Source organism: Pseudomonas fluorescens, assembly GCF_001902145.1.
Classification (GTDB): Bacteria; Pseudomonadota; Gammaproteobacteria; order Pseudomonadales; family Pseudomonadaceae; genus Aquipseudomonas; species Aquipseudomonas fluorescens_BV.
The window spans coordinates 24,057-37,049 of the sequence record NZ_MRST01000014.1 but is presented as its reverse complement, the minus strand read 5'-3'; the positions used below and the strand labels follow the sequence as shown (position 1 = coordinate 37,049).

The 12,993-nt window shown below is 57.3% G+C and carries 7 protein-coding genes; 1 reads left to right on the top strand and 6 read right to left on the bottom strand.

Going from position 1 to position 12,993, the window contains the following annotated elements; all coding sequences use genetic code 11:
* Position 1 precedes the first annotated feature (1 nt).
* The 5 genes from BUE92_RS02195 to BUE92_RS02175 form a co-directional block, all read right to left on the bottom strand.
* A complete protein-coding gene (locus BUE92_RS02195) occupies positions 2-1,243 on the bottom strand; it encodes an HlyD family type I secretion periplasmic adaptor subunit (protein WP_073521751.1) in 1,242 nt (413 codons plus the stop codon).
* Positions 1,240-3,564 (bottom strand): type I secretion system permease/ATPase, encoded by a 2,325-nt coding sequence (locus BUE92_RS02190; RefSeq protein ID WP_081372161.1) that lies wholly within the window; start codon positions 3,562-3,564, stop codon positions 1,240-1,242. The genes BUE92_RS02195 and BUE92_RS02190 overlap by 4 nt, the downstream gene beginning before the upstream one ends.
* Before the next feature lie 260 nt (positions 3,565-3,824).
* Positions 3,825-4,754, bottom strand: coding sequence for an OmpA family protein (locus BUE92_RS02185; protein ID WP_073521750.1), 930 nt, complete (start codon positions 4,752-4,754; stop codon positions 3,825-3,827).
* A gap of 134 nt (positions 4,755-4,888) precedes the next feature.
* A complete protein-coding gene (locus BUE92_RS02180; protein ID WP_073521749.1) occupies positions 4,889-5,821 on the bottom strand; it encodes an OmpA family protein in 933 nt (310 codons plus the stop codon).
* A 123-nt stretch (positions 5,822-5,944) separates the two neighbouring features.
* A complete protein-coding gene (locus BUE92_RS02175) occupies positions 5,945-11,245 on the bottom strand; it encodes an Ig-like domain-containing protein (protein WP_073521748.1) in 5,301 nt (1,766 codons plus the stop codon).
* Positions 11,246-11,727: 482 nt separating this feature from the next.
* On the opposite strand from BUE92_RS02175, the gene BUE92_RS02170 reads away from it, so the two are divergent.
* On the top strand, positions 11,728-12,207 hold the full coding sequence (locus BUE92_RS02170; RefSeq protein ID WP_256673925.1) for a cell wall hydrolase: 480 nt from the start codon (positions 11,728-11,730) through the stop codon (positions 12,205-12,207).
* A gap of 76 nt (positions 12,208-12,283) precedes the next feature.
* On the opposite strand, the gene BUE92_RS02165 is transcribed toward BUE92_RS02170, so the two are convergent.
* Complete coding sequence (locus BUE92_RS02165; RefSeq protein ID WP_073521747.1) at positions 12,284-12,940, bottom strand: response regulator transcription factor; 657 nt, start codon at positions 12,938-12,940, stop codon at positions 12,284-12,286.
* Positions 12,941-12,993: the final 53 nt, after the last annotated feature.

Below are 12,993 nucleotides of genomic sequence, written 5' to 3'. Positions count from 1 at the left end.
ATTAACGCTCCCGAAACGCTTCGCGCGCCTTCAGCACGGGCTTGAGCAAGTAATCCAGAATGGTCTTTTCACCAGTGCGGATTTCAACGGAAGCGACCATTCCCGGAATGATCGGCAACGACTTTCCGCCTGCCGTCAGCTCACTGCTATCGGTCAACACCAGTACGCGGTAGTAGGTGTCATCGGGGCGTCCAGCCGCCGCTTTCTGGTCATCTTTCAAGGTGTCGGGGCTGATGTGTTCAACCTTGCCTTTCAGGCCGCCATAAATGGCATAGTCATAGGCGGTGATTTTCACGGTCGCTGGCAGGCCAGGCCGCAGGAAGGCTACATCGGAGGGGCGAATCTTGCCCTCAACCAGCAGTTGCTCCTCCAGAGGCACAATCTCCAGAATGTGCTCGCCTGGTTGAATCACGCCGCCGATGGTGCTGACCCGTACGTTTTTAACCGTACCGCGCACCGGGGCGGTGATGGTGGTGCGGTCACGAATGTCAGCGCGGCCGACCAGGTTCTCGCTGACCTGTGAAAGTTCCAGCTCCAGCTTTGCCAATTCAGAACTGGCGTCCGCCTTGAACTTGTTGATGCGCTCAACGATCTGCGACTTGATGTCATTGGCCGAACGCTTGATGCGCAGCAGTTCCACTTCCGACATCAGCCCCTTGGCCGCCAACGGCTCAGCCAGGCGAATCTCGCGAGAAGACAGCGCATAACTGCGCTCCAGGGCGCTGACGCTATCATTCAACGAACGCTTGCGTGACTCATAGGCGCGGACTTCCTGGGCCATGACCACCGGGTCCTGCTTGACCATCTCTTCGAACTCCAGCGGTTGCTGGTAAGCCTCGGAGCGCAAACGGGTAATGGCGGCCTTCAGGCCGATCACTTTTGACAGTGCCTCGCGATAGCTTGATTCGGCACGAGTGGCGTCAATCTTCAACAGCACTTCGCCCTTCTCCACAATCGCGCCTTCGCGCACGTTCATCTCGGAAAGAATCCCGCCTTCCAGGCTTTGAATCACCTGTTCACGGCTCAGTGAAATGATCTTGGCCTCGCCCAACGTAATCTCTTCGACCCGAGCAAAACTGGCCCATACCACACCGATGATCAGCACCACAGCGATCAGGTAAATCACCAGCTTGGAACCTGGGGTGGTTTGTGAAAGCAGGGATTCCTGTACATCATTCATGAACGCGGCATCGCCGGGTTCAAGAGTGCCCTGGGGGTTTTTACCCCAAAATTTACCAATCACAATGCTACCTCCTGCACGGCTGCTGGTGCAGGCGTTGCTAAATGCTGGTCTGAGACCTTGATGCTTTTACCCACCTCGAAGGTCGGAGCCCGTTTCGATTTTGTGGCTGGTTGCGCGGCTGACGTTTCAGGCTTGCCGGACAACTTCGCGAGGATTTCCGCCTTGGGGCCATCGGCGACAACTTTGCCGTCGTCCACCACCACGATACGGTCCACCAGGGCCAGCAACGATGGCCGGTGAGTGACCACCACCAGCGCCTGGCCTTCAGTGGCGCGCTTGAGATGTTCGAGAAACAGCGCTTCGGTTTGTGTGTCCATGGCGCTGGTGGGCTCATCGAGCAGCAGCAGTTTTGGCCGTGCCAAAAGACTGCGCGCGAGGGACACCAACTGGCGTTGCCCACCCGATAAACCTTCGCCGGACTCACCGATCGGCAGGTTGATGCCCTTGGGATGCTTGGCGGCTACGTGATCCAGGCCGGTCAGGCGCAACACGCGCAGAAACTCGTCAGCGGTGGAGTCCGGGCGACCGATCATCACGTTCTCGCGCAGCGAGCCGTAAAACAGACGAGCGTCCTGCCCTACATACCCGACCGCTTTACGCCAATCCGCCGGGTCGATCTGATTGACGTCCAGGCCGTCGGTGAACATTTGCCCCTGGGTCGGCGAATACAGCCGCGCCATCACCCGCAATAAGGTCGACTTGCCACTGCCGATGCGACCCAGAATCGCCACACGCTCTCCAGCGGCCACTGTCAGGCTCACGCCTTGCAGCACGACGGGGTTGGGCTGCATGGGCGGGGCCGGGTACGAAAAACCGAGGTTTTTAAGGGTAATCTGCCCCGACAATGGCGGCTTGGACAGGTACTCGCGGGTTGGGTCCCGGTCCACCGGCATTGCCATCAAACCGTTCAAGGAATTCAGCGCAGCCTTGGCCTGTTGAAAACGCACAGCCAACCCAATCACTTGCCCCAATGGCGCGGTAGCACGCCCTGCCAGCATCACCGTGGCGATCAGTGCGCCCATGGTCAGGTCGCCGGCGTCAATCAGGTACACGCCGATAATGATCAATGCCACGGTTTGCAATTGCTGTAAAAACGCCACCACCCCGGTCGCGATGCTGGACAGCGAACGTGACTTCATCGAAGTCGCTGCCGACAAGGCACTGAAGTTTTCCCAACGACGCTGCATGTAAGACTCGCCGCCGACAGCCTTGAGGGTTTCAAGACCTTCCACCGACTCCACCAACACGCCTTGCTTGAGGGAGGCTTCACGCATGTTTTCTTGCATGGTGCGCGCCAGCGGCCACTGGATGATGATGCTGATGATCAGAATCAGAGGGATCAACAGCATCGGTACCCAGCCCAGCGGGCCGCCAATCACGAAGATCACCCCGACAAACATCAACACGAACGGCAAGTCGGAAATGGTTGCGAGGGTGGCCGAGGTCGCGAAGTCGCGCACCGACTCGAACTCGCGCAATTGATTGGCAAATGAACCAGATGAGGCCGGCTTGTGTTCCATCTGGATCGACAGCGCCTGACGAAACAACATAGTGCCCAATACCAAATCAGCTTTTTTGCCCGCCATATCCAAAAGATGCGCCCGCACATAACGCGACACAGCTTCGAATACCATGGCCAGTGCAACACCTATACCCAGCGACCAAAGCGTGACAAACGCCTGGTTCGGCACCACGCGGTCATACACATTCATGGTGAAAAAAATACTCGCCAGCCCCAGCACGTTGATCAACACCGCAGCAATGGCGGCGCTCCGATAGAAACTACGATAACGCCACAACGTGCTGAGCAACCAATGCCCGGCAGGCTGCGGGGTTTCGTCACCGGCACGCAGGTCGACCTTGGCGCGGGGCTTGACCAGAATTGCATGGCCGGCATACATCGCGTCCAGGGTGGCCTGGTCAAGCTCGACCGGCTCGACGCCCATTTCCGGCAGGATCACCTGATAGCGGAAAGCTTTCTTGCCTTCCTCATCCTTGACCAACAAACGAGAGAGCAAAATGCAGCCGCCCTGCTCCTTGCGCAGCAGCACCATCGGCACCAACTGCTTGGGCAAGGCCTGCACGCCGCGCTTGACCAGGCCGGCCGACAAGTTGGCGGCGGCAAATGCCTCCAACGCCAGCGAAGGCGCAAGCAAGCCGCCCTTGGGCAAGCCGGCAGTCAAGGCTTCGGCGGATTTGCCGACACCGTAGTGATCGCACATCCAGGACACGCTTTGCAGCAGGGTGTCCTGCACAGTCGTTTCGGGCGCGGGCAAAGCCTTGGCCGCAACGCTTGAGCCAGCAGGCACGTCAGTCGTCATCACAAGAATCCTGAATTCGGAGCGCCAAGCGGCGATCACGATGGAATGGGCGGTTCGTGGCAGGCGCTGCCGAGGCGGTGCATGCAGGGGAAACCAGTAGGACAATTCTGACTAACCGACGGACCGTACTGAATGAGATCTGTCCCAAAAGCCACAACGGCTGATGACACGCGAAGGCACGCAATCGCGGCGTTGAAATGTGTGGCGTGAGCCTGAGCCATCTGTCGTGGCTAACCAGGCAATCTCAAGTCGTTACATGCTTATAGCTCCACCGGCTTACCCAGCTCGACCGTCACCACCACTCGCCGATTCGGCGCGTAACAGGCTATTTGCTGCACGCGTTTGCCATAGCAACTGAACACCACTGGCTCACGGTTGCCCGCGCTGGCAGCGTTGATGATTGAATCTGGAATGCCACCTTCGATTAGCAGATTGCGCAGGGTATTGGCGCGGGCTTGCCCCAGTTGCTGGTTCTCCGCTTCGTCACCGATAGGGTCGGTATGGCCGACCACTTGTACCTGGCGAATCTGCGCATCGTCCTGCCGTAGCGCATCGATCAAGGCGCGAACCGCTGCGCGCCCAGCCGCCGGAATGTCTTGCTGGCCAGACTTGCCAAAAGCAAACAGCACATCGCTGGAAAGCTCATAGCGCTTGAACCGCGACTCATCCACCAGGTAGTCGTAATACCGGCACGGCTCCACCGCCGAAGCGCGGGACAGCGTATGGGCCTGGGCGCGGGAGGCTACCAATTGATGCTCGGCCTCTTCGCGCTTGACCGGTTGCGGGAAAGTGTTGCCGTCTTCACGCACCCGCAGGTAATAGGTTTTGCCACCTTGCAAGGTCGCCTGGTACAGGTCACTGCGTTTGCCTTTGTATTCAGGCATGTCGTCCAGGTACGCGCCGAGCGTATGCACACCTGGCGCCAGGCAAAGGCTGGCATGGCCACCGGGCAACAAGGCGGTATGGAACTCTCGGTCCACATACAGGTGCGCAGAACCCTGGCGTTGAACCCCTTCCTTGGCGCGGTAATACACCACTTGCGCCTGGTCTTCGCCAATGGGCGGGACGCTGGTGTACGTGTCATCAAATACTTTGCCGGCTACGGTACCAGCCGGTGCGGCCAGTACGGGAGCGGTGAACAGTACCGCGCTCAAGCACACGGCAGCTTGTAGTCTGTCAGGTAAAAACATGGGCGTGGCTCCGCCATGGGCACCGCAACATCGATGCCAATTATGTCATTCAAAAAAAACCGCAACTGCTCGGCAGCTGCGGCAAAAAGGGAAGCCTCAAAGCGGCTTCCCGGAGAGGACGTTGAACCGAAGGCTTACTGCCCGCTGACGTCCACGCGTACGACTACGCGGCGGTTCGGCGCGTTGCACGCCACCTGCTCGGCCTTGCTGCCGTAGCATTCGTCGGTCACCGGCTCGCTGCTGCCGGCACTACGGGCGCTGACCACGGTGGATGGCAAACCACCATCTACGAGCAAACGACGCACTGTTTGTGCACGTTTAAGGCCCAGGGCCTGGTTGGCCGAATCCGAACCGATCGGGTCGGTGTGGCCGACCACTTCGATACGCTCAAGCTTGGCGTGTTCGCGGTGCAACTGGGCGACCAGTTGGCTCACGGCGGCACGCCCCTTGTGGCTGATGTCCTGGTAACCGGACTTGCCGAACGCGAACAGCACGTCACCGGACAAGGCGTAGTCCTTGAACTGAGCAGCTTGTACCGGTGCCATCGGCAGGTTGTTGCACTGCTGCACTTTCGAAGCACGGGACAGGGCCTGCACCTGGGCACGGCTACCCATCAGCTCGCGTTCGGCTTCTTCGCGGGTCACGGCTTGCGGTGCGCCGTTGCCGTTTTCCTGCACGCGCAGGAAGTAGGTTTTGCCGCCTTCCAGGTTGGCAGAGTAAATATCGACGGTTTTGCCTTTGTAACCCGGCGCATCATTGAGGTAAGCCCCCAGGGTGCGGCTGCCCGGTACTACGCAGAACGTACTGAAGCCTCCCGGCAAAAGCCCGGTATGGAACTCGCTATCCACGTAAACGTGAGCCGCGCCTTTCTGTTGGCCCATGCCGCTGGTGCGGTAGTAGACCACCTGAGCCTGGCCATCGGACACCGGCGCCACAGGGCTGTAGGCAGTACCGAAGACTTGGCCGGCGACCGTGCCGGGCTGCATTTCTTCGGCGGTGGCGAACTGAGCACAGGCCAGGGCCACACTCAGGACGGCAACGTTAAAGACCGTAAGTTGTTTGAACATGATGATGACTCCACTGCGACCACTGACGTGCCCGCAGCTATTGAATGAGATTAAGGCTGGAGCGAACCAACCGATTGGCAGCGGCAGCCGTGAGCAGGCAGAGCCTGCACACGGCGTTCGCGTTTACACCAGGTTGGTGGTGACTCCGTCCTGAATCAGCAACTGGGCGTCGAGGGTCGAGTGCTGGAACACGTTGTAGGTGACGCCGGCTACGGTGGCGGTACCGGCAGTTGCCCAATCACCTGGATCGGTGCCGCCTGGGAGCAGATCGTCGAGGTTGACTACATCGCCGGCGTTGCCCTTGATCATCATCTGGGTGGTGTCGTCGGCGGTGAAGAGTGAGGTTTCGCCTTGCTCCAGTACATCGCCGAGGGACAGGTTTAGGGTGTTGTTACCGGTGCCGGTGAGGTCAATAACCTCCACAGAACTAACCTTTTCACCCAGCTTTGTGAGATCAAGAACCTGGCCTTGGTCAGTGAGCTTCAGCGTGTCAATACCACTTCCGCCTTGGATACTACTGGCAGCATCGTCAAGCAAATCAACGGTGGCAATGGAGAAAACGTTATCGGCATCGCCACCGTAAAAAGCAGCAGACTGAGTGATGTCCTGAAGGGCTTCAGCGTCATGCAGCGTGCCGCCTTGCTCATAACCAGTCGTACCCAGTTTAATATCGTCAATCCAGAAACCATTCACGGCGTCACCGCCTGACTCCAACGTAACACTAGAAAAGCTCAAGCCGTAAGGCAACTCCTGTGTAAGGTCAAAGCGCAGACCTGTTTCTCCCGGAGTAAGTTCAGCTCTATACACTTCGATGTCGTTTTGATCATAGAAAACAGCTTCGATGCTTTCAACGTTGTTGAAATCGCCAACAGTAAGCGAAATGCTATCAAACAGCTGCCCCGGAGCCACTTCCAGTTTGATTTGTGATCCGCCGATCATAACCAAAGCCTGGGATGATGGCCTATCCACCCAACTGTTAGCAAAAGACCCAAAGCCAGTAGCGCCGCTCCAACCTCCGCTAATCTTCTCCGCTGTCAATACGAAGTGACCGAAGTCGACAGTTTCACCCAATGTGAAAGAGCGGGTTACTTCATTGTTGAAACCTTCGGTAATCGGCGTGGTAATACCTTTCACATATTCTATATATTGAGAAACATTACCCGTACCGTCCACAATTGCCGCATCAATACTGTCCGCATTCCCTTGCAAATTAGAGTCCCAAGGCATTGTTACCTTACCGGCATCGATGTCGGTTTGCGTAAGCACGTGCTCGACAGTTATACCGTCAATAATGAGGTGGACGCTGTCTCCCAACGCGACGCCTGCGGGGTCGAAACCTACCTCAATGCTACTACCGTCCCAGGAAATGGATGTTGGCGCATCGATTGCTGTATCCAGTGAGATCTCTTGTGAGGTTTGGTTGGTGTTGCCTGCATCATCCAGCACACGAGTTTGAATTTTCCAGTCGGCGTTGTGGCTTGACTGATCTATAAAACTCCATTTGTCGCCATTTACAATTGCATCGACCCAGGTAGCACCGCCATCGGTCGAAACCTGTACTTTCTCGCCAACGCCCAAAGCAGCTGTCAAAGACCCCTGAATCAAACGCCCAGCACTGCCATCGTTGGTCACGAAATCGCCGCTGTCAGCACCACTGTCCTTGCTCATGCTGTCGACTACCGCCGAAGCAATAGGCGTTGCCGTGTCGACCACAACCGTCCAAGAGTCGGAAGGAACGCTGGCATTACCCGCCGGATCAACAGCCACGACGGTGAATTCGTGGCTGCCATCGTTAAGTGGCGTCGTCGGTGTGTAGGCCCAGGTACCATCAGCTTTTACAATGGCGGTGCCCAGCAGATCGGTGCCGTCATAGACTTCAACAGTGTCACCCGCTTGCAACCCATCACCGCTAAGCGTCGGGGTCGTGTCATCCGTAATACCACCATCAGCAATCGGGTCTTGGTTAATGCCCACATCGTCAGCCACATTACCAATCACCGGAATACCTGGCGCGGTGGTGTCGATGATGGTTTCGAACACCGCCGTTGGCGCGCTTTCGCCACCTGCCGCCGTGGAAACCGTAGCCGTCAGATCATGGCTGCCGGTGCTCAATACCGGCGTGGTAAAGCTCCACTGGCCTGTAGTCGCATCAGCGATCACGGTGCCGAGCAAGTTGGCGCCGTCATAAATACTGACGATGCCGCCTGGCGTGGCTTGCCCATTCAGGGTAGGGGTGGTGTCGTCGGTGGTCTGGCCGCTGGTCAGGTTACCGGTGATGCTGCCTTCGTTATCTGCTACCGAGGTGATAGAAATAACCACGGCCGAGGTATCGACAGTGAATGGAATGGATGGGCCCATCGGGCCGACGTTACCGGCGCTGTCTACAACCTGGGCCGAGAACGAGTGCGGGCCATCAATCAACGCCGTGGCTGGCGTAAAGCTCCAGGCCCCGGTGGTGGGATCGGTAGTAACGCTGCCGATTGGGTTGACACCGTCGTAAATCACCACCACCGAGCCAGGCTCAGCCGTACCGGTAAAGGTCGGGTTGGCGTCGTCGGTGATGTCACCAGCGTTGATCGCGCCGGTCATAGCGCCCACATCATCCGTCAAGCTTTGTGATACGGGTGCGCCAGGCGCTACGGTATCTACGTTGATCGGGTAGTCACCGGTGGTCGGGCTCGAGTTACCGGCCGCATCAGTGGCCTGGGCGGTCAGGTTATTCAGGCCTTCAGCCAGCGGTGTGGTCGGTGTGAAGCTCCATTGGCCGTTGGCATCCACAATGGCAGTGCCCAGCGGCAGGCCGTTGGCGAATACGGTAATCACGTTGCCACTGGCGCCGGTACCGTTGATGGTTGGCTGAGCGTCATCAGTGGATTGGTTCTGCCCTACAGGCCCTTGCGAAGCACCTTGGTCATCCACAACCGTGATGATGGCCGGTGCGGTAGGTGCGCCACCGGCAATAACGTCCAAATCGAAACCAGGTGTCGGCACGCTTTCGTTACCAGCGGTATCCGTCGCAGTAACGGTCAGGGAGTGTGGCCCGTTACTCAAAGGCAAGGTGGGGGTAAATGTCCAGGTACCATCGGTGGCAATTACGCTGCCGATCGGCACGCCGTTATCATAGATGGTAACCAGGCTGCCCGGCTCCGCAGTACCGGACAGGTCCGGACGGGCGTCGTCGGTGATCTGACCCGAGACAAGATTGCCAGTCACAGCGCCCTGGTCATCAACCACGAAATCTAGGGTCGGTGCAATTGGCGCGGTGGTGTCCACGATGATGGTGTGCGGGTCCGACGGCTCGCTTTCGTTACCAGCCGGGTCACGAATCACTACCACAATGTCGTGGCTGCCTTCGGTCAGCTCAGGGTCAGGCGTGAACTCCCATTTACCATCTTCGCCGACCACTGCGGTGCCAATTTCAACACCATTGTCGATGACGGTCACGATATCGCCAGGCTCACCGCCGCTGCCGATCAGGGTCGGGGTGGTGTCGTCGGTGGTATCGCCATCATCGATGCTGCCCTGGTTCGGGCCGACATTGTCTTGTACGTCGTCAATACCACCGGTGCCAGGGCCAGGTTTGCCCGGTGCAGTGATATCCACGATGATGGTGTGCGGATCCGATGGCTCGCTTTCGTTGCCGGCCGGGTCGGTAATCACCACCACGAGCTCGTGAGAGCCTTCGGTCAATTCAGGGTCAGGAGTGAACTCCCATTTACCATCTTCGCCGACCACTGCGGTGCCAATTTCAACACCATTGTCGATGACGGTCACGATATCGCCAGGCTCACCGCCGCTGCCGATCAGGGTCGGGGTGGTGTCGTCGGTGGTATCGCCATCATCGATGCTGCCCTGGTTCGGGCCGACATTGTCTTGTACGTCGTCAATACCACCGGTGCCAGGGCCAGGTTTGCCCGGTGCAGTGATGTCCACGATGATGGTGTGCGGGTCCGATGGCTCGCTTTCGTTGCCGGCCGGGTCGGTAATCACCACCACGAGTTCGTGAGAGCCTTCGGTCAATTCAGGGTCCGGGGTGAACTCCCATTTGCCATCTTCGCCGACCACTGCGGTACCAATTTCAACACCGTTGTCGATGACAGTCACGATATCGCCAGGCTCACCGCCACTGCCGATCAGGGTCGGGGTGGTGTCGTCGGTAGAGTCGCCATCTCCAATGCTGCCCTGGTCCGAGCCCACGTTGTCCAGTGCGTCATCAATACCACCGGTGCCTACACCTGGCTTGCCCGGAGCAGTGGTGTCCACAATAATGGGGAATGGCAACGAAGGCGTACTGATGTTACCCGCCGCGTCTTCAGCGGTGACGGTGAATTCGTGCGGTCCTTCACTGAGTGCCGGATCCGGCGTGAAGCTCCACTTGCCTTCAGCATCGGCCAACGCAGTGCCAATTTCCACGCCATTGTCGTAGATATGGATAATCGAATCGGGTTCGCCGGTACCGCTCAGGGTAGGCGTGGTGTCATTGGTGTGGCCACCGCTGCCAACCTGGCCTTCCTGCGGCGCGACGTCATCGTAGACGCCGTCAATCAACGGCATGGAAGGTGCCACGGTATCGACAATGATTTCATATCCAGGTGATGGCTCGCCTTTGTTGCCGTCCTTGTCGACCGGCACGATAACGATTTCGTGATTACCGTCGTCCAGGCCCGGCACAGGCGGGGTGTACTCCCACTTGCCATCTTCGCCAACAATGGCGGTACCAATGGTCTTGCCGTTGTCGATGATTTCAACGCTGGTTCCCGGACGGCCTTCACCAGTGAAGGTCGGGGTACGGTCGTCTGTGGAGCCGCCATTTTCGATCAGGCCTTGCTTGTCGCCGACGTTGTCGTCAACGCCGCCGATGGAGCCCTTATCGGTATTGCCACTGCTGCCCCCCGGTACATCGTCGTTGCCGCCATCATCACGATTTGCGGCATACACGCCACCCAGTACACCCAAAGCCGCCAGGCCCAACAAAGCAGGCCAAAACCAGCCAATACCGGCAGCCGCCGCCAGGCCGTCGCCGAAACCGGTCAGCGGTTGCGCGCCCAGCACTTGCGGAGCTTCGACGCCTTCAATCAGGAACGCTGCGGAGCGATCCTGTTCAGCATCGGAAGAAATGTATTCATGGTAGGAACCGTCTTCAGCGACGCCGACCAGTTGGCCGCCACTGCCTTCAAAGTCTTCGATAATCAGCTGGGGCTGGTCTGGATCGCTACCTTCCAGCGCGATGTGCAAGTCTTTGCCAACGCGCTTGATGGTGATGTTTTCCGGCGCGATGCCGTTGGCACCCTCAGCCAGAATGTATTTGCCACCCTGTACCGCTTTGATGCGCACAGGCTGGCCGTTTTTGACGGAGGAGAGCTCCACCGTTTGGGTAATGGTCTTGCCGTCTACTACGGCAACGTTGACTACGTTAGCGTTCAAGTTCTTCTGCCTTTAATTAGTCAGGGTGGTCTTTACACCGGCCGGGCCGGCTTGCAGGTTAATCAACCAGGCTGCTCATGTTTGAGGTGGCCTTGGGATGCCGCAATTCTGTAAGGACTGAACATGAGTAAATATAAGAACTGTCTCAAAGCGATTTTATTGCTGAGGGCCTATTTTTATTCACACAAAAAAAAGCCCGCTGAAGGCGGGCATAAATGGATGCTGAATATAGAAAGGAAATTTCTGGAGTCGCTACGCCATTTTACAAACAGCTATATTCAATATAAAAAAGGGAATACCGCTTTCAGCAAACGGCATTCCCGATCAATACATTCACAATAACACAGCAGGCGTCCCTTCCATGGGACAACGTCAATATGTGCTCTTGGCAGGACCATGTCTTTGAGATTTGTCTCAAAACTCAGAATCATAGAATTAAGTACCAGGCACTTCATTAATAATCGAGCTTTGAGACAGATCCCATGTTCGATTGCTTGTTCTCTGGACAACATAGCCTGCATGGGCTCAGCCCGTTTATCCCGACCTTGAATCCACACGATTCTATCGACGAACTCGAGCGCTTATCGATGATTATCCAAAATGCTTTAATGTGCTTGGCACTGAATATTTACCATGAAGGGCGTGGCGAGCCGCTCGACGGCCAGATCGCCATAGCGATGGTGACGATGAACCGTGCCAGCTGGGACACCGCAAGTATTTGCGAGGTGGTCTACGAGAAAAAACAATTCTCTTGGACCCATCGCCTCAAAGACTTCACACCGCAAGAGCCGGCCGCCTGGGCAATAGCTAAGCGCGTGGCCCACAGGGTCATTGAGGGAGAGCACGATGACATCACTGACGGCGCAACGCATTTTCATACGCACGCGGTACGGCCCGTCTGGCGCCACTCACTGAAGAAAGTTAAGACGATCGGGGGGCATGTGTTTTATGTGCAGCGATAGCCCTTAGCGAGCGCTATCGCCACAGGCCGAGCCAAGCAACCTTGAGGTGTTGAAACCGCCGTGAAATACAACCGAATCAAACCTCATACCGCGCCAGCCTCCGAAACAAATCCATATCCCCCCTCAGCCCCAACTTGCGGTAAGCCGACTGCTTCTGGGTACTGACCGTCTTCAAGCTTCGACCGAACAGCTCTGCAATACATGTGACGGTAAGCCCACTGATGCAGAGCCGCAGGACCTCTCGCTCCCGCAGGCTCAATGCGGGTAGAGAAAGCAGCACTGCTTCGACGTCGGCAGTACCGGTTAGAACGGGAGGTGAAACGGAAGGGGCAACGCTCATACCGGGGCAATCGTAATGCCGCCCTGAGGCCAGCAATCGAATGGCCTGCACACAGTCTTCAAGAGGCTGACACTTACAGACGATTCCGTGCACCCCGGCGTCCAGCAGCATAGTCACGGTCGCTGTACAGGGAACAGCCAAGAATACCAACACGCGAAGCTTGGAGTATTGGATATTTAAATACCGGATGAAATCCAAGCTGTCTTGGCACTTGGGCGCATAGTCCATTAACAAAAGATCAATGCCTCCCGCCTCTATGGCATGCAGTACGCCGCTGGACCGAAAGTAGCTTCCTGCTACTGCAATATCAGGCAGACCGGCAAAATAAGCACGCACACCATAATGAACAATTTCCTGTTCATCGAGCACGCCAACTCTGATTCGACTTGACATTAAGTATCCCTCCACTCCATAGAAAACAGCCTGCCTTTGACAAGCGACTCAAG